The sequence below is a fragment of the Falsibacillus pallidus genome, assembly GCF_050990905.1.
GTDB classification, from domain to species: Bacteria; Bacillota; Bacilli; order Bacillales; family DSM-25281; genus Falsibacillus; species Falsibacillus pallidus_A.
The window spans coordinates 110,001-132,386 of the sequence record NZ_CP158866.1 but is presented as its reverse complement, the minus strand read 5'-3'; the positions used below and the strand labels follow the sequence as shown (position 1 = coordinate 132,386).

Annotated in this window: 25 protein-coding genes and 3 other annotated features; of the genes, 1 reads left to right on the top strand and 24 read right to left on the bottom strand. The window is 44.4% G+C overall.

Annotated features, from left to right (window positions below; genetic code table 11):
- Nucleotides 1-241: 241 nt before the first annotated feature.
- From ABTV07_RS00685 to ABTV07_RS00570, 24 genes are all read right to left on the bottom strand, one after another.
- Nucleotides 242-844, bottom strand: a complete 603-nt coding sequence (locus tag ABTV07_RS00685; protein WP_433746240.1) for a class I SAM-dependent methyltransferase — start codon at nt 842-844, stop codon at nt 242-244.
- Nucleotides 845-948: 104 nt separating this feature from the next.
- Nucleotides 949-1,314, bottom strand: a complete 366-nt coding sequence (gene rplL / locus ABTV07_RS00680) for a 50S ribosomal protein L7/L12 (protein WP_433746237.1) — start codon at nt 1,312-1,314, stop codon at nt 949-951.
- Between the two features lie 68 nt (nt 1,315-1,382).
- The gene (rplJ, locus tag ABTV07_RS00675) at nt 1,383-1,883 is read right to left on the bottom strand and encodes a 50S ribosomal protein L10 (RefSeq protein ID WP_433746234.1); all 501 of its coding nucleotides are present in this window, start codon (nt 1,881-1,883) and stop codon (nt 1,383-1,385) included.
- A gap of 77 nt (nt 1,884-1,960) precedes the next feature.
- Nucleotides 1,961-2,111: a sequence feature (ribosomal protein L10 leader region), on the bottom strand.
- A 51-nt stretch (nt 2,112-2,162) separates the two neighbouring features.
- Nucleotides 2,163-2,861, bottom strand: coding sequence for a 50S ribosomal protein L1 (rplA, locus tag ABTV07_RS00670; protein WP_433746231.1), 699 nt, complete (start codon nt 2,859-2,861; stop codon nt 2,163-2,165).
- Between the two features lie 117 nt (nt 2,862-2,978).
- Entirely contained in the window at nt 2,979-3,404 is a 426-nt protein-coding gene (gene rplK, locus ABTV07_RS00665) for a 50S ribosomal protein L11 (RefSeq protein WP_147278280.1), read from the bottom strand.
- 171 nt (nt 3,405-3,575) lie between these two features.
- Entirely contained in the window at nt 3,576-4,109 is a 534-nt protein-coding gene (gene nusG, locus ABTV07_RS00660) for a transcription termination/antitermination protein NusG (protein WP_433746227.1), read from the bottom strand.
- 188 nt (nt 4,110-4,297) lie between these two features.
- Nucleotides 4,298-4,480 (bottom strand): preprotein translocase subunit SecE, encoded by a 183-nt coding sequence (gene secE / locus ABTV07_RS00655; protein ID WP_114746865.1) that lies wholly within the window; start codon nt 4,478-4,480, stop codon nt 4,298-4,300.
- Between the two features lie 47 nt (nt 4,481-4,527).
- The gene (gene rpmG / locus ABTV07_RS00650; RefSeq protein WP_114746866.1) at nt 4,528-4,674 is read right to left on the bottom strand and encodes a 50S ribosomal protein L33; all 147 of its coding nucleotides are present in this window, start codon (nt 4,672-4,674) and stop codon (nt 4,528-4,530) included.
- Nucleotides 4,675-4,757: 83 nt separating this feature from the next.
- Complete coding sequence (sigH, locus tag ABTV07_RS00645; RefSeq protein WP_114746867.1) at nt 4,758-5,408, bottom strand: RNA polymerase sporulation sigma factor SigH; 651 nt, start codon at nt 5,406-5,408, stop codon at nt 4,758-4,760.
- A 75-nt stretch (nt 5,409-5,483) separates the two neighbouring features.
- On the bottom strand, nt 5,484-5,993 hold the full coding sequence (locus ABTV07_RS00640; protein ID WP_433746222.1) for an NYN domain-containing protein: 510 nt from the start codon (nt 5,991-5,993) through the stop codon (nt 5,484-5,486).
- A 3-nt stretch (nt 5,994-5,996) separates the two neighbouring features.
- Entirely contained in the window at nt 5,997-6,740 is a 744-nt protein-coding gene (gene rlmB, locus ABTV07_RS00635) for a 23S rRNA (guanosine(2251)-2'-O)-methyltransferase RlmB (RefSeq protein WP_433746219.1), read from the bottom strand.
- A complete protein-coding gene (locus ABTV07_RS00630; protein WP_433746216.1) occupies nt 6,737-7,174 on the bottom strand; it encodes a Mini-ribonuclease 3 in 438 nt (145 codons plus the stop codon). The genes rlmB and ABTV07_RS00630 overlap by 4 nt, the downstream gene beginning before the upstream one ends.
- 1 nt (nt 7,175) lies before the next feature.
- The gene (cysS, locus tag ABTV07_RS00625) at nt 7,176-8,576 is read right to left on the bottom strand and encodes a cysteine--tRNA ligase (protein ID WP_433746213.1); all 1,401 of its coding nucleotides are present in this window, start codon (nt 8,574-8,576) and stop codon (nt 7,176-7,178) included.
- The gene (gene cysE / locus ABTV07_RS00620; RefSeq protein WP_114746871.1) at nt 8,577-9,224 is read right to left on the bottom strand and encodes a serine O-acetyltransferase; all 648 of its coding nucleotides are present in this window, start codon (nt 9,222-9,224) and stop codon (nt 8,577-8,579) included.
- 57 nt (nt 9,225-9,281) lie between these two features.
- Nucleotides 9,282-9,511 (bottom strand) — a binding site (T-box leader).
- 37 nt (nt 9,512-9,548) lie between these two features.
- The gene (gene gltX, locus ABTV07_RS00615; protein ID WP_433746210.1) at nt 9,549-11,006 is read right to left on the bottom strand and encodes a glutamate--tRNA ligase; all 1,458 of its coding nucleotides are present in this window, start codon (nt 11,004-11,006) and stop codon (nt 9,549-9,551) included.
- A gap of 98 nt (nt 11,007-11,104) precedes the next feature.
- The gene (gene ispF, locus ABTV07_RS00610) at nt 11,105-11,581 is read right to left on the bottom strand and encodes a 2-C-methyl-D-erythritol 2,4-cyclodiphosphate synthase (RefSeq protein ID WP_433746207.1); all 477 of its coding nucleotides are present in this window, start codon (nt 11,579-11,581) and stop codon (nt 11,105-11,107) included.
- A 14-nt stretch (nt 11,582-11,595) separates the two neighbouring features.
- Nucleotides 11,596-12,276 (bottom strand): 2-C-methyl-D-erythritol 4-phosphate cytidylyltransferase, encoded by a 681-nt coding sequence (gene ispD / locus ABTV07_RS00605; RefSeq protein WP_433751017.1) that lies wholly within the window; start codon nt 12,274-12,276, stop codon nt 11,596-11,598.
- A 22-nt stretch (nt 12,277-12,298) separates the two neighbouring features.
- Complete coding sequence (locus tag ABTV07_RS00600; protein WP_433746204.1) at nt 12,299-13,390, bottom strand: PIN/TRAM domain-containing protein; 1,092 nt, start codon at nt 13,388-13,390, stop codon at nt 12,299-12,301.
- A 232-nt stretch (nt 13,391-13,622) separates the two neighbouring features.
- Nucleotides 13,623-14,696, bottom strand: a complete 1,074-nt coding sequence (disA, locus tag ABTV07_RS00595) for a DNA integrity scanning diadenylate cyclase DisA (RefSeq protein ID WP_433746202.1) — start codon at nt 14,694-14,696, stop codon at nt 13,623-13,625.
- A 5-nt stretch (nt 14,697-14,701) separates the two neighbouring features.
- A complete protein-coding gene (gene radA, locus ABTV07_RS00590) occupies nt 14,702-16,075 on the bottom strand; it encodes a DNA repair protein RadA (protein WP_433746199.1) in 1,374 nt (457 codons plus the stop codon).
- A gap of 123 nt (nt 16,076-16,198) precedes the next feature.
- Nucleotides 16,199-18,640, bottom strand: a complete 2,442-nt coding sequence (clpC, locus tag ABTV07_RS00585; protein WP_433746197.1) for an ATP-dependent protease ATP-binding subunit ClpC — start codon at nt 18,638-18,640, stop codon at nt 16,199-16,201.
- A gap of 1 nt (nt 18,641) precedes the next feature.
- Complete coding sequence (locus ABTV07_RS00580; RefSeq protein WP_433746194.1) at nt 18,642-19,730, bottom strand: protein arginine kinase; 1,089 nt, start codon at nt 19,728-19,730, stop codon at nt 18,642-18,644.
- Nucleotides 19,727-20,269: a UvrB/UvrC motif-containing protein gene (locus ABTV07_RS00575; protein ID WP_433746191.1), complete on the bottom strand. Its 543-nt coding sequence runs from the start codon at nt 20,267-20,269 to the stop codon at nt 19,727-19,729. Before ABTV07_RS00575 ends, ABTV07_RS00580 begins: the two co-directional genes overlap by 4 nt.
- 16 nt (nt 20,270-20,285) lie before the next feature.
- The gene (locus ABTV07_RS00570) at nt 20,286-20,747 is read right to left on the bottom strand and encodes a CtsR family transcriptional regulator (protein ID WP_433746188.1); all 462 of its coding nucleotides are present in this window, start codon (nt 20,745-20,747) and stop codon (nt 20,286-20,288) included.
- A 302-nt stretch (nt 20,748-21,049) separates the two neighbouring features.
- Nucleotides 21,050-21,299: a binding site (T-box leader), on the top strand.
- Between the two features lie 47 nt (nt 21,300-21,346).
- Between ABTV07_RS00570 and ABTV07_RS00565 the strand changes: the two genes are divergently transcribed.
- Nucleotides 21,347-22,339, top strand: coding sequence for a tryptophan--tRNA ligase (locus ABTV07_RS00565; protein ID WP_433746185.1), 993 nt, complete (start codon nt 21,347-21,349; stop codon nt 22,337-22,339).
- Nucleotides 22,340-22,386: the final 47 nt, after the last annotated feature.

Here is a 22,386-nt window from a genome sequence, read left to right as displayed (position 1 = left end):
CACCCCTCAAATCAAGCGTTTTGATTGCGTCTATAATGCCTATTGACAAGGAAAAGCCCTTCCTCAACAGACAAAAAGAAAAAGGGTTTTTTATTAAAAACCACATTTTCACATGACGAGCTATTATTTTATAATACTTTCCAATCTATCCAAATTTTATACAATCTATGTATGAAATAGATAGAATTCCGGAAAATAATATATTGGCATTTTATAATGCTAACATAGCCTAAATTAGCAGTCAATATTTTTTTGCTCTAATGATAAAATAACCCTTGCTTTTTTCAACAATATCTACTTCGGCAAATAATTCTTCTAATTTCGCCTTTGCGCTAGGCGCCCCCTGCTTCTTTTGGATGACTACCCAAATCTCGCCGTTGTCGGCCAAAACCTTATGGCTCTGCTCAAAAATATCATGCACCACTGTTTTTCCGGCACGGATAGGGGGATTGGTGATGACTGCAGCGAACCCTGATTCCTTCACGCCCATTAGACGATCACTTTCATAGATCCGAACATTCTCAACGTGATTCGCTTTCGCATTTTCCCCCGCAAGAGAGAGTGCACGCTGGTTTACATCTATCATATGAACTGTCCGCCCCGGCTCATGCTTAGCTATACTCAGTCCGATGGGACCGTATCCGCAGCCGACATCAAGGATAGGACCTTTCGTATCAGGTGTTTCAAACGTTTCTATCAAAAGCCTTGAACCAAAGTCCACTTCGCTTTTCGAAAAGACTCCGGTATCGGTTTTAAAGCGAAACGTGTGATTTTTCAACCGAAACTCCCAATACTGAGGTTCACTTTTTACTTCAGGTGTTCGGGAATAATAATGATTTGACATTCAAATCACCTCCTAAAGGAGACTGTCAGCAGAGAAAAGTTGAGGATTTATTTTAAAGAAGAAAAAAGCCCGCTTAGCAAGCGAGCTTTTCATTTACAAGAAGATTACTTAACTTCAACAACGGCTCCAACTTCTTCAAGCTTGCCTTTAAGTTCTTCAGCTTCTTCTTTAGCGATGCCTTCTTTAAGAGCTTTAGGAGTGTTATCAACAAGTTCTTTCGCTTCTTTAAGACCAAGGCCTGTGATTTCGCGAACAACTTTGATAACTTTGATTTTTTGTGCACCAGCGTCAGTTAGTACAACATCAAATTCAGTTTTTTCAGCTGCAGCGTCTCCACCAGCAGCTCCACCCATCATTGCTACAGGAGCAGCAGCAGTTACACCAAATTCTTCTTCAATAGCTTTTACAAGATCGTTAAGATCAAGAACTGTCATTTCTTTGATCGCTTCGATGATTTGTTCTTTAGTCATGATATATTTCCTCCTTAATTTTTACATTAATAGTATTGTTTTTTGCCTGTATTCAGGCGAACGCTGTATTAAGCGCCTTGTTCTTCTTTTTGTTCTGCCACTGCTTTAGCAGCAAGGGCAAAGTTGCGCATAGGTGCTTGAAGTACGCTAAGCAACATAGAAAGCAAGCCTTCGCGAGATGGTAGTTCTGCAAGTGCTTTGATTTCTTCAACAGTTGCAATGTTTCCTTCGATAACACCAGCTTTGATTTCCAAAGCTTCATGCTTTTTAGCAAAGTCGTTAAGAACTTTCGCAGGAGCTACGACATCTTCAGTACTGAACGCGATTGCGTTAGGACCTGTAAGAGCGTCATTCAACCCACTAAGTTCTGCTGCTTCAGCCGCACGGCGAGTCATCGTGTTTTTGTACACTTTGAACTCGATTCCAGCTTCACGAAGCTGCTTACGAAGTTCTGTCACCTCTGCAACGCTCAATCCACGGTAGTCAACTACGATAGTAGACACACTGGATTTGAATTTCTCAGAGATTTCGTTTACTAGTTGTTTCTTTTGTTCTAAAACGCTGCTCATCCTTACACCTCCTGTAGATTTGTCAGCAGCTGCAGCAAATGCCGCAGTTGCTTCTACTTACTAGATGAACATTCATACCGACAATAATAAAGCCTCCATATCCGAAAGTAGACATGGAGGCGCAATATCGAATAGCTGATGCTAAACGTTATATATATCGCGATTACCTCGGCAGGATATTAAGCTTTAAAAAGCTCCTGCTGTCTACGGTATAAATGTTTTCTATTTATACAACAAAACACATTTTACTAGATGTATTTTGTAAAGTCAACTCTTTTTTTACTTCGCTGCGAAAGAAGAAGGATCAACTTTTACGCCAGGGCCCATTGTAGTAGTTACAGTGATGTTTTTCATGTAAGTACCTTTAGCCGCAGATGGCTTAGCTTTAAGCATAGTATCGAAGATTGTTGTGAAGTTTTCAACCAGCTTGTTGTCTTCGAAAGACACTTTACCGATTGGAACATGAACGTTACCGGATTTATCAACACGGTATTCTACTTTACCAGCTTTGATTTCGTTGACAGCTTTTTCTACGTCGAAAGTAACTGTGCCAGTTTTAGGGTTTGGCATTAAACCTTTTGGTCCCAATACGCGACCGATTTTACCAACTTCGCCCATCATGTCAGGAGTCGCAACGATTACGTCGAACTCGAACCAACCTTGTTGGATCTTAGTGATGTAATCAGAATCACCTACGTAGTCAGCTCCAGCAGCTTCTGCTTCTTTCGCTTTTTCACCTTTAGCAAATACCAATACGCGTTGTGTTTTACCAGTTCCGTTCGGAAGAACGACTGCACCACGGATTTGCTGGTCAGCTTTCTTAGGATCTACGCCAAGACGGAATGCAACTTCTACAGATGCATCGAACTTAGTGAAGTTAACTTTTTTCGCCAACTCGATAGCTTCTTCAACAGAATAAGCTTTTGTACGGTCTACTAATTTTACAGCTTCAAGATATTTTTTACCTTTTTTCGCCATGATAAACTTCCTCCTTGATTGTGGTTTTAGCGGAATGACCTCCCACGAATAAAGGTTGCGGGTGAACAGCTTTCAACCTCGCAACCTTGTCCAACTGAAACAATTCATTTACATGGATTAGTCTTCGATGACGATACCCATGCTGCGTGCAGTACCTTCGACCATGCGCATTGCTGATTCAACACTTGCAGCATTTAGGTCAGGCATTTTCGTTTCAGCAATCTCACGTACCTTGTCACGTTTGACTGTTGCAACCTTTTTACGGTTAGGTTCTCCAGAACCTGACTCGATGCCAGCCGCTTTCTTCAATAGAACAGCTGCAGGCGGAGTCTTCGTAATGAATGTAAATGAACGGTCTTCAAATACCGTGATTTCAACTGGAATGATTAAGCCAGCTTGATCTGCTGTACGAGCGTTGAATTCTTTACAGAATCCCATGATGTTAACACCAGCTTGACCCAATGCAGGTCCAACAGGTGGTGCAGGGTTCGCTTTACCAGCAGGAATTTGCAATTTAACAAGTTTAATTACTTTTTTAGCCACGAGACACACCTCCTTAAGTCCGTGATGTGGTAATAGGGCTCTGGCCCTCCCACTCATATAGATGTCTTTATGATTATAAAGTACTTCAACATATGTTCAGTCTCTCAGATTGAGACATACTGACCTTTGAAATATTATCATTTATCCAGAAATATTTCAAGTTGTTTTCCATTATAATTTATCAACTTGTATAAAATCAAGCTCAACCGGCGTTTCCCGGCCAAACATATTGACCATGACTTTGACTTTTCCTTTGTCGCGGTCGATCTCTTCGACAGTACCCGTGAAGTTCGCGAATGGCCCTTCTTTGACCGATACAGTTTCGCCCAATGTGTAGGAAACATCCACTCGCTTTTCTTCCATTCCCATATGTTTAAGGATTGTCGTCACTTCTTCAGGAAGAAGCGGAGTCGGCTTCGATCCAGAACCGGCAGAGCCAACAAATCCTGTAACACCAGGCGTGTTCCGTACAACATACCATGAGTCATCAGTCATGATGATCTCAACAAGCACGTAGCCAGGGAATACTTTCCTTTTTACCACTTTTTTCTTGCCGTTCTTGATATCAGTTTCTTCCTCTTCAGGTACGATCACCCGGAAAATCTTATCTTGCATCCCCATCGTTTCGACACGCTTCTCCAGGTTCGCTTTAACCTTATTTTCGTAGCCTGAATACGTATGGACAACATACCAATTCTTTTCCATTCTGCAGGACTATGCGTCCTTCCCTCCCTAAAAAAATATAGTCAGCGGATTCCGCTGCTTTTTTCAAACCAAATTAAAAAACCCGCAGGACGGGTTTTTGAAAGAAAAATTCTTAACTACCCCCATTATACCATGGGGGAATAGAAGTTATTCAAAGTAACCTTAAAAATTTCTTCTCTACTATGATACTATTCTAAAATGAGTCGGACAAGCTTAGAAATTCCTAAATCTACAACAGCAAAGAATAAAGTAAGAAAAATGACAGTTGCAAACACTGTGACCGTATAGCCTGTTAGTTCTTTTCTTTTTGGCCAGCTGACCTTTCTCATTTCGGATGTAACATTGCGGAAGAATTGCGTTATGCTAGACATTTGTGTGACCTCCAACTCGTAAAATCGGCGATTTATCTCAAAGGGACCTACTTTGTTTCCTTATGGATGGTGTGGTCATTGCAGGTTTTGCAAAACTTCCTCAATTCCAACCTATCTCCGCTTGGAGCTTTATGATTAGTAGAATAGTTGCGGGAACTGCAAACAGAACATGCTAATACGACCTTTTTACTCATAATTACCACCTAATTCACTGCATCTTTTCATCCATAAAAAAATAACATGCAATAGAGAGTGTGTCAATACGAACCCCATTTTTTTACAGACTGAATTCCCTTACTTCTAAATACCGTTCTAATTTTCTTTTCACCCTCTGAAGGGCGTTGTCAATAGACTTCACATGGCGATTGAGTTCTTCAGAAATTTCCTGGTAGGACTGCCCGTCCAGATAAAGGGCAAGAACCTTTCTTTCAAGGTCGCTGAGCAGTTCAGTCATTTTATCCTCAATATTGTCGAATTCTTCGCGGTTAATGATCAATTCTTCAGGATTCATGACCTTCGTCCCCGAAATGACATCCATAAGGGTCCTGTCAGACTCTTCATCATAGATGGGCTTATCGAGGGAAACGTAGGAATTCAGCGGGATATGCTTTTGCCTGGTGGCTGTCTTGATAGCTGTGATGATCTGCCTTGTGATGCATAATTCTGCAAAGGCTTTAAAAGAGGTAAGCTTGTCCTCTTTATAGTCGCGGATCGCTTTATACAAGCCGATCATGCCTTCTTGCACGATGTCTTCTTTATCCGCTCCTATCAAGAAATACGACCTGGCTTTTGCTCTCACAAAATTCCGATATTTTTGAATAAGGAAATCCAAGGCTTCACTTTCGCCTTGGTGGACCAAATCGACTAGGTGTTCATCTTCAAGCTGCTCGTAATCTTCAATAATTCCTATTCCTTTGTTTGAGCTCACACAAGTCCCCCCTTGACCGCGCAAAAACAATAGATAGAAATATTATACAGCACGGTTTTTCAAGGCGTCAACCGCTCATCCCTGTCCCCGGCGCCATTTTTCGAAAATTTCCGCAACTTCTTTAGAGAGCGGAATCTTGGATGAAGGCCGTACCTGCTGGTCTTTTTCCAGCTTTTTCTCAATCTTCCGGTCGATTGCATTTATTTCGTTCAACAATTCTCGCGCCGATTTCCTCAGGGCCCCCTGGCCGAAAATTGCCCACTGTTCTGTATAATCCGAAGTGGCCACATGAATCTGGGTTTTAATGTTGTTCATTTCGATCGCCATTTTTTCAATCCGTTCATCGGCTGTCTCGTGTTCCCGCGTAAAAAGGACATCGATGCGGTAATTTCGATACTTCCTTTCGATTCCTTTGACATAGTAAGCATCAAATACAACGATTACTTTATACCCGGTATATCCTTGGTAATCGGCTAATCGTTCAATCAGCCGATCCCGCGCAGCAGATAAGTCCTTCTTTTTCAGCTCCCTTAGTTCCGGCCAGGCTCCAATGATGTTATAGCCATCGACAAGGAGAATATCCATCGGCTATTCTCCCAATGGATTTCTTTTGCGGTAAACCTCATACATTAATAGACTGGCGGCTACAGAAGCATTGAGGGAAGTGACTTTTCCTGCCATCGGCAAATGAATCAGAAAATCGCACTTTTCCTTGATAAGCCTCCCCATTCCTTTTCCTTCACTGCCTATTACTAATGCAAGAGGAATCGCTCCATCCATGCTGCGGTAATCCCCGCTGCCCTTGGCATCCGTCCCGAAGATCCACACGCCGCGTTCCTTTAATTCTTCTATTGTCCGCGCAAGGTTAGTGACCCTTGCAACCGGAATATATTCAATGGCCCCTGTCGAAGCTTTGGCAACCGAAGCGGTCAATCCAACCGCCCGTCTTTTTGGGATGATGATCCCGTGGGCACCTACAGCATCTGCCGTCCTCATGATCGAACCAAGATTATGGGGATCCTCCAATTCATCCAATATCATGAAAAATGGAGCTTCTCCCCTCTTCTCTGCCAATGCAAATAAATCATCCACCTCTGCATAGGCATAGGCTGCAACCTGAGCAACCACCCCTTGGTGATTTCCCTCGACCATTTGATCGATTTTTTTCTTCGGTACAAATTGGACAAATACTTTCATTTCTTTGGCCATGCCGATGATCTGCTGCATCTGTCCTTTTTGAGATCCTTCTGCTATCCATATCTTATTGATATCCCGCTCTGATTTAAGCGCCTCAATGACGGGATTCTTCCCGATGATATACTCCTGGCTCATGCTTGTCCTCCTTTCAATTTTTCCGTTTCTCCTTCGAGGATCATGTGGATGATTTCTTCCATCCGCACTGTGTTCCCCGTTAGGTATAAGTATCCGATCAGACTTTCAAATGCCGTGCTGTACCGGTATGTCTGAACATCCGTATTTTTGGGTATGCTGCCCGACTTCGCGTTCCTTCCGCGTCGAATGACACCTTGTTCTTCTTCAGTGAAAAAATCCGCTTGGAAGAAATCGTGGAGGAACTTCGCCTGCGCTTTTGCTGAAACGAACTTTGTCGCTTCTTTATGGAGCTGGTGCGGCTTCACTTGTCCTTTTTCAAGGAGATGGCGCCGTATATATACTTCATATACGGCATCTCCCATATAGGCAAGGGCAAGGCTGTTCAACTGCTTGGGCACTATGCTGCTTTTCTCATTGCCTTGCATACTATCCATATCAGCCTCGTCTCCATCTTGGACCTTGAGGCGTATCCTCAAGAATGATATTCAGATCCTTCAACTGGTCTCGGATTTGATCCGCCAGTTGGAAATCGCGGTCTTTCCGAGCTTGGATCCTCTTTTGGATCAAAGCGTCAATTTCTTCATCCAGAAGCTCTTCCTTCTGCTCCATTTTCAATCCAAGGACAGCACCTAAATCTTCAAATACTGAAAGGAAACGATCGATGACCGCTTCAGATGTACTGTTTTCCATCAAGTAATAGTTCGCTTGTTTAGACAGCTCGAACAATACAGAAATCCCGTTTGCTGTATTGAAATCGTCGTCCATCTCTTTTTCGAACTGACTGCGTGCAGATTCGATTCTTTCAAGCCATTCTTGCTGGTTTTCATCCAGATTGGTGCTGGACCCTTTGCGGTGCATCAGGTTTTGATAAGAAGTCTTCAGGCGGTCCAGTGCTGATTTCGCATTCTCCAACAGCTCTTCGCTGTAATTGATCGGGTGGCGGTAATGCACGGACAGCATGAAGAATCTGAGCACTTCCGGATCATGATGCTTAATGATATCATGCACCAGGACAAAATTCCCGAGGGATTTAGACATTTTCTCGTTATCGATATTAATATAGCCATTATGCATCCAGTAGCGGGCAAAAGTCTTCCCGGTAAGTGCTTCCGACTGGGCGATTTCGTTTTCGTGGTGAGGGAACGTCAAATCCTGTCCTCCTGCATGGATATCGATCGTGTCGCCCAAATATTTACGGGCCATGGCAGAGCATTCGATATGCCAGCCAGGACGTCCTTGCCCCCAAGGGCTATCCCATGAAATCTCGCCATCTTTTGCGGCTTTCCAAAGGGCGAAATCAAGGGCATCTTCCTTCTTTTCCCCCACTTCGATCCTTGAACCCAGCTTAAGGTCATCGATGGATTGATGGGAAAGCTTCCCGTACTCATCAAACTTGCGCGTGCGGTAATAGACATCCCCTTCAGATTCATAGGCGAAGCCTTTTTCAATGAGGGTCTCGATAAATTCAATGATTAGATCGATGTTCTCTGTTACGCGCGGATGGACATTTGCCTTTGTGCACCCAAGGGCGGAAACATCCTCAAAGTAGGCGTTGATAAAACGCTCAGCAATGGTCGGGACGTCTTCCCCCAGTTCATTGGCAGCCTTGATCAATTTATCATCGACATCAGTAAAGTTAGAGACAAAATCAACATCATAGCCTCTATACTCTAAATATTTCCTGACTGTATCATAGACGATGGCAGGTCGGGCGTTCCCGATATGAATATAGTTGTAAACGGTCGGTCCGCAGACATACATCTTGACCTTACCTTCTTCTAACGGAATGAAATCCTCTTTTTTCCTGGACAGTGTATTATAAATTTGAATAGTCATCTATTGATGGACCCCCTTCTTCAATTCATTCAATTCATCCTTCAGCTGCTGCAGCTTCATCTCCATGGCATGACATCGGTCATCCACTGGATCCGGCAGATCGCTGTGATTCAAATCTTTTGGTATCTTGACCCCATCCTGGATCACTACTCTTCCCGGTATTCCAACGACAGTTGAATTCTTCGGTACGTTCTTCAATACAACCGATCCTGCCCCTATCTTGGAATTCTCTCCAATCGTGATGGACCCTAAAACTTTCGCCCCGGTGGCAACCAGTACGTTATCCTGGAGCGTCGGATGCCGCTTGCCTTTTTCCTTTCCGGTCCCCCCCAATGTCACGCCCTGATAGACGGTGACGTTGTCGCCGATTTCACATGTTTCCCCGATGACCACTCCCATTCCATGGTCAATGAAAAACCGTCTTCCGATCTTGGCTCCTGGATGGATTTCAATCCCTGTGAAAAAACGGCTGATCTGCGATATCAATCTGGCTAAAAAATAAAATCTACGTTTAAAAAGTCCGTGGGCAATACGATGAGACCATATGGCATGAAGGCCGGCATACGTCAATACCACTTCCAAGTAGCTTCTTGCCGCCGGATCCTGTTCAAAAACAGCCTCTATATCCTCCTTGAACAAACGAAACATTCTTCCTCACCCCTTTGCTTTTCTTCTGCGAAAATAAAAAAGCGCCTCTGCCAAAAAGACAGAGACGCTTATGCGCGGTTCCACTCTGTTTGGACGCTGCAATAAATGCCCACATCCCAACTTATCCTTGTAACGGCAGGTTCCCGCTCGATTCTACTGGATGCAAATCGTTCGAATCAAGGTTCTGAGGTGCATTTCAAAAAATGATTGGCCTGAACCACTTTCAGCCGGTGATGGTTCTCTCTAAAAAGCTTCACTTTTTTACTTCTCCTCATCATCACTTTCACATATATAACCTTACTATATTACACAACGGCAAAAATGTTAACCGATAATGCTCAGCAAACGCTGTTTTATTTTATCTTTCCCTAAAAGCTCAATTGTATTCGGAAGTTCAGGTCCATGTGTTTGGCCGGTTGCCGCTGCACGGATCGGCATAAACAATTTCTTGCCCTTTTGGCCTGTTGATTTTTGAACAGCTTTGATCGATGCTTTAATGCCTGCAGCATCAAATACTTCAAGCTTATCAATTTCTTCAAGAAACGCGGAAAGAACCGCCGGGACGTCTTCATCAGCAAGAACTTCTTTCGCTTCTGCTTCATATTCCAGCTCATCTTCAAAGAATAGAGTGGACAACTCGACGATTTCTGCGCCGAAGCTCATTTGTTCCTGATATAGGGCAATGACATCTTTGACCCATTTCAACTCATCGTCCGTCAAGTTTTCACTGACTCTTCCTGCTTTGACAAGGTGAGGCAGGGACAATTCAACCACTTTTTCCAGGTCAAGCTTCTTCATGTACTGGTTATTGACCCAAGTCAATTTCTGCGTATCGAATAATGCAGGTGACTTAGAAAGGCGGTCTGCATCAAAAATATCAATAAACTCTTCCTTCGTGAAAAGCTCGTCTTCTCCTTTTGGAGACCAGCCCAATAAAGCGATGAAATTGAAAAGCGCTTCAGGAAGATAGCCCAATGCTTCATACTGTTCGATGAACTGGATGATGCTTTCATCGCGTTTACTCAATTTCTTTCTGCTTTCATTTACAATCAATGTCATGTGGCCGTAAGTCGGCGGCTCCCAGCCCAATGCTTCAAAAATCATCAGCTGTTTTGGAGTATTGGAAATATGGTCATCCCCGCGAAGTACATGAGAAATCTTCATCAAATAATCATCTACTGCCACGGCAAAGTTATAAGTCGGAATGCCGTCTTTTTTAACAATGACAAAATCACCGATGCCGTCGGATTCAAAAGAAACTTCATGCTTCACCATGTCATTGAAAGTATAGACTTTTCCTGCAGGGACTTTGAAGCGGATGCTTGGCTTGCGGCCTTCTTCCTCAAATTTCTTCCTGTCTTCTTCTGTCAGGTGGCGGCATTTCCCGGAATAGCGCGGCATTTCACTGCGTGCAGTCTGTGCTTCGCGTTCTGCTTCAAGCTCTTCTTCCGTACAATAGCATTTGTATGCCAAGCCTTTTTCCAAAAGCTCATTATAGTATCCTTCATAAATATGGTTTCTTTCTGATTGGCGGTAAGGGCCGAACGCACCGCCCATATCAATGCTTTCATCCCAATCCATTCCAAGCCATTTCAAATATTTCAGCTGGCTCTCTTCTCCACCCTCGATATTTCTCTTTTGATCTGTATCCTCGATGCGGATGATGAATTTCCCTTTGTGATGACGGGCAAACAAATAATTAAATAGCGCTGTCCGCGCATTTCCGATATGTAAATGTCCAGTTGGGCTCGGAGCATACCGGACGCGAATTTCATTTGACATAAAAATGCCTCCTCAATAAATGGTCAATGCCGATATGGCATGAATTGATTCTAATATTTTACCATTTTAAAGTTCCGTAATAAAGTATTTCTCCAACTTCACCCTTTTTGCAAAAGGACAGCTGCCTGCGCGGCAATTCCTTCCCCTCTTCCAGGAAAGCCAAGCTTTTCGGTTGTCGTCGCTTTCACATTCACCTGATCAACAGACCCTTCAAGCAGTTCTGCAATCCTCTCGCGCATCGCAGGGATATAAGGCGCCATTTTAGGCATCTGTGCGATGATGGTGCAGTCGATATTGCCGAGGCTGTACCCTTTCTCTTTTACAATTCCCCAAACGTGCGTCAAAAGTTTGGCGGAGTCCGCATCCTTGAATTCCGGATCTGTATCAGGAAAATGACGGCCGATATCGCCTTCTCCGATTGCCCCCAGGCACGCATCCGCTACGGTATGAAGCAGAACATCTGCATCCGAATGTCCGAGGAGCCCTTTTTCATAAGGGATCTCAATCCCCCCGATGATCAGCGGGCGCCCCTCCGTCAATTGATGTACATCAAAACCTTGTCCAATTCGAAACATATTATTTCCCCCAGTCAGCCTTTGTTCTTTAAAATTGCTTCTGCAAAGTAAAGATCCTCCGGCGTCGTCAATTTTATATTGTCATAATGGCCTTCTACTATACTTACAGGTGCTCCGATCCTCTCCACAAGGGAAGCATCATCCGTTCCAAGGAATCCTTCCGATTCAGCCGATTCATAAGCTTGCAGCAATAAAGAAATACGAAAAGCTTGTGGCGTCTGTACAGACCACAAGCTTGATCGTTCAATTGTTTCTGACACTTCCATATTCACCGCTTTTTTGATGGTGTCCTTTACCGGAACGGCTGTAATTGCCGCTCCCACCTTCTCGGCTTGAACAACCAGGCGGTCTATGACCTCTTGGCGGATGAACGGCCTCGCCCCGTCATGTACCAGGATGATGCCTTCTGGATCTGCAGTCTTCAGTGCGTTATGAATGGAATATTGGCGTTCAGTCCCTCCGGCTGCAAATGATACCCGCTTTTCTGCCTGCAGGTCTTTCACCATGGAGGAAAAAAACTCCTCTTCATCCGGATTGATGGCCAATATAATCTTCTTGCAGCTGGGATCGCTTAGAAAAACCTGTAGAGTATGAGAAATAACCGGAAGTCCATCCAACGGGATATGCAGTTTATTCTTCCCTGCACCCATTCTCTTTCCCTGCCCTGCAGCAGGAATGACTACCTGATAATTCATCATCTTGTCTGCTCCATTCTGATTATAGCGCTTTTTCTAATAGCTTGGGCTTCGCAAAGATCATTCGCCCTGCTGATGTCTGGAGTACACTTGTCACCAGTACATCGATATACTTGCCGATATAGTTCCGTCCTTCTTCGACGACAATCATTGTGCCGTCATCAAGGTACGCAATCCCTTGATTCTGTTCTTTCCCGTCTTTAATGACCTGCACCTTAAGCTCTTCCCCAGGTAGGACAACAGGCTTAACGGCGTTTGCCAGATCATTGATATTAAATACTTGTACATTTTGAAACTCGCAGACTTTATTCAAGTTAAAATCATTGGTTACAACAATGCCGTTTGTGAGCTTTGCCAATTTAACCAGCTTGCTGTCCACTTCCTGGATTTCTTCAAAGTCCCCTTCATAAATCTGGACTTCAATATCCAGCTCTTTCTGGATGCGGTTCAGGATATCAAGGCCCCTGCGCCCCCGGTTCCGTTTCAATGCGTCGGAAGAGTCTGCGATATGCTGAAGCTCCTCAAGGACGAACTGAGGGATGACGATGATTCCTTCGATAAATCCCGTTTGGCAGATATCCGCAATGCGGCCATCTATAATAACGCTTGTATCCAAGATTTTTAATGTTTTAACCGGCTTTTCCAATTCATCTTCTGGATGCTTTCGTTTATTTGATCGATTCGAAATAGAGAATAAATTAATTAGTTCATCACGCTTTTTGAAGCCAACCTGAAACCCCAGGTATCCAAGCAGCAGCGTCAAAAGGATAGGTGCCACTGTATTGACGATCGGAATCTGGATGGTGTTCAGCGGAAGTCCTGCTAAAAATGCGACAATCAACCCAAAAATCAATCCAAGGCTTCCGAACAATATATCTGTTACAGGCGCTTTGACCAAAGAATCTTCAAACCATTTCACAAAATCAACAACGTAATCCACAGCCCAAAAAGCAACAATATAAAAAATAATGGCTCCTAAAATGGCGGTTACATATGGATTATTAATCAAAGTCAGTGTAGAAAAGTTAGTAAACTCTAATAAATCAGGAATGAGAAAAATCCCAAGCGTTCCACCTAAAATGATAAAACACGCTTGCACTATACGCTTTAACATTCCTTCACCTCCTTTTACTCATTATAAACAAAATCCTAAATTTGAAACGTAGGAAAACATTTAATTTTGGCTATGTTACAAAAAAGACATCTTTTTGTTTTATTAATATAATAAATCCGTTATAACTGTAATGATTTGTAAGTGCTTCTTGGTCTTAGAGTAGCACCGTACGTATAAGGGTGTCAATTTTCTTCCTGTGTCATTTTAGACACAATTGACCCCTTAAAATATTTTATAATTGACGGTCTGCAAATGTCTGGTCTTTAATGAGTTTCAGCCCTTCTTTGATCTTGCGCGCTCTCACTTCCCCAATTCCTTCTACGTCATCAAGGGCTTCGACGCTTGCCTTCAATATATTGGGAAGTTTTTCAAATTCAGTGATCAAATTCTCCATAATCACCACCGGCAGGCGGGGGATTTTGCTCAGCACCCGGTACCCGCGGGGACAGATCCCTTCTTCCATCGGAACAAAGCCACTATAGCCAAGAAGCTTCAAAAGCATGCCGTCATCCAAAACATCTGTGCTGACCAGCTCTTGAAAACGATATAAAATTTCAAATGGCTTTATGGAACGATCTGCCGCATAATCCCTGATGATCATCATCGCTTCTTCCTCGATGTCTGCGAGCAATTCGTTCATCTGCAGCCGGATGAGCCTTCCCTCCGTCCCCAATTCGCTTAAATAGGAGAGAAGTTCATTCTTGATCCTAAGGACCATCTCAAAACGATGGAGAACTTGAAGAAGGTCGCTGTATGTCCCCAATTCTTCAAACTCCAGGACAGACAGGCTTGCAATGCTCTGATCCAGAACCACTTTGTATTTCTCCAGAGTTTGGATGGCTTGATTCGCTTTCGTTAGGATCACAGCGATGTCTTTTAGAGCGTAGCGGAAATTCCCTTGATAAAGCGTGATGACGTTGCGGCGCTGGGAAATAGCCAGGACGAGTGCTTTCGTCTGCTTGGCGACCCGTTCTGCTGTCCGGTGCCTCATCCCTGTTTCTGTAGAAGGAATCGCTGCATCCGGGGCCAGCTGTGCATTGGCAATCAAAATTTTACTACCGATCTCATTAAGGATGATCGCACCGTCCATTTTAGCCAATTCATATAAATAGCTTGGAGAAAATGGGCAATTGATATGAAAACCGCCATCTACGATGGAGCGGACTTTTTCATTGTATCCCATCACGATTAATCCGCCCGTATTGGCACGGAGCACGTTCTCTATGCCTTCCCGGATGGGAGTGCCCGGAGCCACAAATTGCAAGATGTCAGACATGGATTTATCCGCTTGCTTCTTATCATCCATACAGGTTAGCCTCCTAATGCAAATTGCAATGCTTCGCTGACAGAAGAAACACCTACTACATTGATGTTCGGCGGGAAAGACCACCCTCCGATATTATTGGTCGGGATGAGGACTCGTTCGAATCCAAGTTTAGCTGCCTCCTGGACCCTCTGTTCGATCCGTGATACGCGCCTTACTTCCCCCGTAAGGCCTATCTCACCTATAAAGCAATCCGTTGGGCGGGTAGGCTGATCGCGGAAACTTGAAGCGATGCTGACAGCAATCGCCAAGTCAATGGCAGGTTCATCGAGCTTCACCCCGCCTGCCACTTTTAAGTAGGCATCCTGGTTCTGAAGCAGCATGCCCACCCTTTTCTCCAGCACGGCCATCAACAGGGACACCCGGTTATGGTCAATTCCTGTAGCCATCCTCCTTGGATTCCCAAAGCTCATCGGTGAAATCAAAGCCTGGATTTCCACCAGGACAGGCCTGGTTCCTTCCATGGAAGCCACGACAGTTGACCCGGAAGCCCCTTTCGAACGTTCTTCCAAAAAGATCTCAGAAGGGTTTTCCACTTCTTCAAGACCCGCTTCCTTCATCTCGAATATGCCCATTTCATTGGTTGAGCCGAAACGGTTTTTAACTGCCCTCAGAATCCTGTATGTATGATGGCGCTCCCCTTCAAAATACAGGACGGTATCTACCATATGTTCCAAAAGCCGCGGCCCTGCAATCGAACCTTCCTTTGTAACATGCCCGACGATAAATATGGCGATACCCTTTGTTTTCGCAATTCTCATCAATTCAGCTGTACACTCCCGGACTTGGGATACACTTCCCGGAGCCGATGTCACTTCCGGGTGATAAACGGTCTGGATGGAGTCCACAATCACAAAGTCCGGTTTTACTTCTTCTATCGATTGATGGACGGATTCAAGATTCGTCTCGGAATATACAAATAAATTCGGTGAAAGGACATTCAGCCGGTCTGCCCTTAGTTTTGTCTGTTTCACAGATTCTTCACCGGAGATATAAAGGACCTGGTGATCAAGCCTGGCAAGCTGCGCCGATACTTGAAGCAGAAGCGTAGATTTTCCGATGCCGGGATCTCCCCCGATCAAAACAAGCGAGCCGGGGACGACTCCGCCTCCAAGTACCCTGTTCAATTCTTTCATATCTGTTGTTATTCTAGGTTCCTGTACAGATTCAATCGATGTTATCGGTGAAGCTTTAGCGGCTTTTCCCGGTGCAGAGTGCTGAAAGACCCCCTTCGCCTTAGAAACCACTTCTACTTCCTCGACCATCTGGTTCCATTCCCCGCACCCAGGGCAGCGCCCCATCCATTTGGCTGATTCATATCCGCATGATTGGCATATAAATTTCGTCTTTTTTTTCGCCATCCTGTACTCCTCTCTACATATGTATGTAGGTATATTTCCCATAAGCATGAAAGTTGGAAAATAATACAAAAATTCGTCATATGTACAAAGAGGTACACGCTTTTCGTGTACCTCTCATTTTATTTATGATAATGTTCCGGTTGCCTCATTGGTTTTGACCACAAATTCTCCATCTTTCACATCGATGGTCACATGCTGGCCAGTCAATACAGTACCCTTCAATAGTTCTTCTGAAAGTCTGTCTTCGATATGCTTCTGAATGGCCCTGCGGAGCGGACGTGCCCCGTACTCAGGATCAAATCCTTCATCAGCGATCTTCAGCTTGGCTGCATCTGTGAGTTCAAGATTGATTTCCTGCTCTTTCAGCCTGTTTGTAAGCTGTTCGCCCATTAATGTGACGATTTGCTTCAGGTGGTCTTTTTCAAGTGAGTGGAAAACAATGATTTCATCGATACGGTTGAGGAACTCTGGACGGAATGCCTTTTTCAGCTCTTCCATCACTTTCCCTTTCATATCTTTATAATCCTGTTCACCATCCTGGATGTTAAATCCGACATATTTATTCCGTTTCAATGCATCTGCACCAACGTTTGATGTCATGATGACGACAGTATTGCGGAAATCCACTGTGCGTCCTTTGGAATCTGTAAGCCTTCCGTCTTCAAGGACCTGCAATAGGATATTGAAAACATCAGGGTGAGCTTTTTCGATTTCATCCAGCAAGATGACGGAATAAGGCTTCCTTCTAACCTTCTCTGTAAGCTGTCCGCCTTCATCATATCCTACATAGCCTGGAGGAGATCCCACTAGTCGTGAAGTGGAGTGCTTCTCCATGTACTCAGACATATCGACGCGGATCATGGCATCCTCATCGCCAAACATTGCTTCAGCTAATGCGCGGGCAAGCTCTGTTTTTCCGACGCCTGTAGGCCCAAGGAAAATGAATGAGCCAATCGGGCGCTTTGGATCCTTCAATCCTGCCCTTGCACGGCGCACCGCTTTGGACACAGCTTTCACAGCCTCTTCCTGTCCGATGACGCGGGAATGCAGGATTTCTTCAAGGTTGAGAAGCTTCTCTGTTTCCGTCTGTGCAAGCTTCGATACAGGAATACCAGTCCAGCTGGATACCACATGTGCGATATCCTCTACCGTGACTTCGCTGTTTTCCTGCCCCTGTTTTTCTTTCCAGGATTTCTTCGTTTCTTCCAGCTCTTCACGAAGCTTCTGCTCAGAATCTCTTAATGAAGCAGCTTTTTCAAACTCCTGGCTCTGTACAGCAGCATCCTTTTCTTTACGGATCTCTTCCAGTTTCGCTTCGAGCTCCTTCAGATTCGGAGGAGTGGTATAAGAACGGAGGCGCACTTTGGAACCTGCTTCGTCGATCAAGTCAATCGCTTTGTCCGGCAGGAACCGGTCTGAAATATAGCGGTCAGAAAGCTTCACTGCCGCTTCGATCGCTGCATCGGTGATGGAAACCCTGTGATGGGCTTCATAGCGGTCGCGCAGGCCATTCAAAATCTGGATGGACTCTTCAGTTGTCGGCTCATCGACGGTAATTGGCTGGAACCGTCTTTCAAGAGCCGCGTCTTTTTCAATATATTTACGGTACTCATCAAGGGTCGTAGCACCGATGCACTGCAATTCTCCCCTTGCAAGTGCCGGCTTCAGAATGTTAGACGCATCGATTGCGCCTTCCGCTCCGCCTGCACCGATCAATGTATGCAATTCATCAATGAATAAAATGATGTTCCCCGCTTGTCGGATTTCGTCCATCACTTTTTTCAATCGATCTTCAAACTCACCGCGGTATTTAGTGCCCGCTACAACTGTTCCCATATCAAGGGTCATGACGCGTTTGTCGCGCAGGATCTCAGGCACCTCATTATTAATGATCTGCTGAGCCAACCCTTCCGCAATGGCTGTCTTCCCGACACCAGGCTCCCCAATCAGGACAGGGTTGTTTTTCGTCCGGCGGCTGAGGACCTCAATGACGCGCTGGATTTCCTTGCTTCTTCCGATGACCGGGTCAAGGCTGCCTTCGCGGGCAATGGCTGTCAAATCGCGGGCCAATCCATCAAGAGTCGGTGTATTGGCATTGGAGCTTGAACCGCCCTGGTGATTATTCGCTTCGTTGCTTCCGAGCAGCTGAAGCACTTGCTGGCGTGCTTTATTCAGGCTGACGCCAAGGTTATTTAAAACACGTGCTGCCACGCCTTCTCCTTCTCTGATCAATCCAAGGAGAATGTGTTCTGTACCTACATAGGAATGGCCGAGTTTACGTGCTTCATCCATAGATAATTCGATGACTTTCTTTGCTCTCGGTGTATATTGAATCGTCTGGGAGGAATCCTGCCCTTTTCCGATTAGCGTCTCTACTTCCTTTTGGATCTTTTCAGGACTCAATCCAAGTCCATATAGAGCTTTTGCTGCAATGCCTTCCCCTTCTCTTACCAATCCAAGAAGGACATGCTCTGTGCCGATATTGCTGTGTGATAATCGAATGGCTTCTTCTTGAGCCAGGGCCAACACCTTTTGCGCTCTTTCTGTAAATCGTCCAAACATCATATTAGTTTTCCTCCTTGCTATTCTGATTTTCCTCTAACTTCAATCGCTCACGTATCAATGCAGCCCTTCTGATGTCGCGCTCATCAGGTCTGAGCGGCCCACCGGCATATTGCTGTAAAAATCCTGGTTGAGTCAGAATCATGAGTTCATTTAATATGTTTCTGGAAATATGGGAAAAGAACCCTAAATCAATCCCAAGACGAACATCGGATAAACATTTGGCAGCCTCTTTTGATTCAAGGATTCTGCTGTTGGTCAAAACACCATAAGATCGATACACTCTGTCTTCTAATTGTATGTTTGATGTTTTGACTAATGCTTCCCTAGCGGACCTTTCTTGGGAAATAATCTGCTGGACCACGCTGTATAAATCCTCTATGATGTCACCTTCAGATTTCCCCAACGTGATTTGGTTGGAAATTTGAAAGATGTTTCCTAAAGCTTCGCTGCCTTCCCCATAAATTCCTCTAACAACTAGACCAAGTTGATTGATTGCCGGGATGATTCTATTGATCTGCTGCGTCAAAACAAGTCCCGGCAGATGCATCATGACAGATGCCCTGAGCCCTGTACCGACATTGGTTGGGCAGCTGGTTAAGTATCCTAATTTTTCATTGTATGCATAATCTACCTGTTGCTCCATTAAATCATCGATTTGATTTGCTCGATTTAATGCATTTTTTAATTGAAGCCCTGGAAACAGGCACTGAATCCTTATATGGTCCTCTTCATTTATCATGATGCTGATATCTTCCTGCTCTGACAGCAGCACAGCCGGGTAATTGGAATCCTCCGCAAGGTAAGGGCTGATCAAGTGCTTTTCGACGAGCACCCTCTTTTGGAGCGGCTGCAGTTCGTTCACTTTCAAACTTTCGATCTGGCCGAACTGATGGAATGCTTCATTCTCCAGATTCTTCTCCACATTTGCTACAATCTCAGCCGCCTCTTCATTAGAGAACATCGTCGGAAATTTATAATCATTCAAATTCCGGGCCAATCGGATGCGGGAGCTTAACACAATATCAGAATCCGGTCCTTGTTCACACATCCAGCTGCTGACCGCTTGATTCAAAAATTTCTCAAGGCTCATGAAGATTCCCCTCCCTGCTTCAAGGATTTCTCCAACGAACGGATTTGGTCGCGCAGCTCAGCGGCTTTCTCAAATTCCTCCGTTTCGATCAACGCCTTCATTTCTTCTTTCAATAAATTGATCTGTTTCTTCGTATGAATGGATCCGCCCATTCTTTCAGGGATTTTCCCATGGTGTGCTGTATTCCCGCTATGAAGCCTTTTTAAGATGGAATCAAGATGATTGCGGAACGCATGATAGCAATTCGGGCATCCAAAACGTCCAATATTGATAAATTGCGGAAGCGTCATGGAACACCGTTCACATTGAACTACTTCATTCTTCGGAAGGGTTTGCTTTTCCTTCTGAAAAATATTATCGCTGCTAAAAAGACCTGCAAGCAGGTTATTGATTGAAAACCCTGATGGGTCGCCGAATAAAAAACTCTCCCCTTTATCCTGGGCGCATTTCTCGCATAAGTGGAACTCTGTCTTTTGACCATTGATGATTTTTGTAAAATGAAGAGTCGCTGGTCGTTCATTGCACTCCTGACAAATCAATTCATTCACCTCTTCATCATTTATACTTTAAAGTCATTAGCATCGCGTTAAGCATCCTTGCACGGAGCTCATCCCTCTCAGGCAATTCAATGAAAAGGACGGAACGGTCCATGACGCTGATCATGATCTTTGCTTCCCGCTCGGAAAGGACGCCCTCTTCCACCAAACGGAAGACAATATCCTCTGCACTTGCCTGGGAAACCCTTGATTTTACAAGAGAAATCAGCTGATCGATCAAATGTGCCTGATCATGTGACTGTACTTTCATGATTCGAATGTACCCGCCGCCTCCCCTTTTGCTTTCCACCAAATATCCCTTCTCAATCGTGAAACGGGTATTGATTACATAGTTGATCTGGGAGGGGACGCATTGAAACTTATCCGCGATTTCACTCCTCTTGATTTCCAATATTTCACTTTGGCTCAAGGATAAAACCTGCTTCAAATAATTTTCAATGATGTCTGAAATGTTCCTCACCAAGTCACCCCCAATCCTTTGACTTGACTTTGACTATCTTTGACATAAATTATACATGAAAGACATTCTTCTTGGCAACGAATTGATATGTAACCATTGTTCCATGTTCACACATGGTCTAAACCCGTTATGCGATAATTATTACTTTAATACCCTTGTTTTTTCTAAAGAAACAGGCCTACAAAAAATTTTCTCTATTCTTTATAGGCCCATCCTTCAGCGGTAGGAAACCGCCCTTTCCCCTAATCTTTAAAATAACTATTGCAATTTAAATATCCATAATTTACAATAATTGAAATCATACTATTGCATTGAAGAAGAAGAGTAGATGTAAGCGGCACTTAAGAGAGCTGATGGCTGGTGGGAATCAGTGTGAACTTATATTGAATGGGCTTCTGAGCATCCGGGCTGAACCATAAGTAGGCCACGGCGGAGAGTCTTACCGTTAAAAAAGACAGGTATCGAAATAATCATGTGTATTATTTCCGTACTCTTTGAGCGCGGCTGTCAGCAGCCGAATGAAGGTGGCACCACGGGTTTCCCGTCCTTTTTATAGGATGGGGGACCCTTTTTTATTTTCTTTGAACGGAGGAGCAAAAATGAAAAAAACAGTTTTAACCGGCATCAAACCAACCGGCCAAATCCATCTTGGCAACTATATAGGTGCAATCAAACCCGCCTTGGCCCTTGCCGAGGAAAAGGATTACAATCCCGTATACTTTGTCGCCGATTACCACGGATTGACGAAAATCCACGATCCCCATGAAATGAAGCAGCTTTCCTATGGAATCGCAGCGACATGGATCGCCCTTGGCCTAAACCCGGAAAAATCAATCTTCTACCGGCAATCAGATGTTCCGGAAATATTTGAACTCAGCTGGATTTTATCCTGCTTTGCCGCTAAGGGCCTCATGAACCGCGCCCATGCCTACAAAGACGCTGTGGAAAAAAATAGAGCTGCAGGCAAAGACTTAGACGATGGTGTCAACATGGGGTTATTCACCTATCCCGTCCTGATGTCAGCGGATATCCTGCTCTTTAACACTGATTTAGTGCCCGTCGGAAAAGACCAGCTTCAGCATGTGGAAATCGCAAGAGACCTTGCTGAGGCATTCAACAAGAACTATGGGGAAACCTTCAAGCTCCCGGAAGCCATCATTGAAAAAGAATCCTCCATTTTATTAGGGCTTGATGGCAGAAAAATGAGCAAAAGCTATAACAACACCATCCCTCTTTTCGCAGAACCGAAAAAACTGAGGAAATTAATCAATAAAATCAAGACGGATTCCCTACCGCCTGAATCACCCAAAAATCCGGATGACTCCATCATCTTTTCCATCTACAAGGAGTTTGCTGATCAAAGTGAAGTAAAGGCTATGAGGGAAGAATACAATAAAGGCATCAGCTGGGGAGATGCCAAGCAAGCACTATTTGAACTCATGAACACCCGCCTCGAAGAACCGAGGGAAAAATATAACGAATTAATGGCGTCCCCCCATAAATTAGATGAGATCCTCTCCTATGGAGCGGAAAAAGCAAGAATGAAAGCTAGTGAATTTTTGAAGGAGATCAAAGGAAAAGCAGGGTTTTGAATACTGGCTGCATGTAGTGTGCAGCTCTTTTTTTGGTTTGGATATGG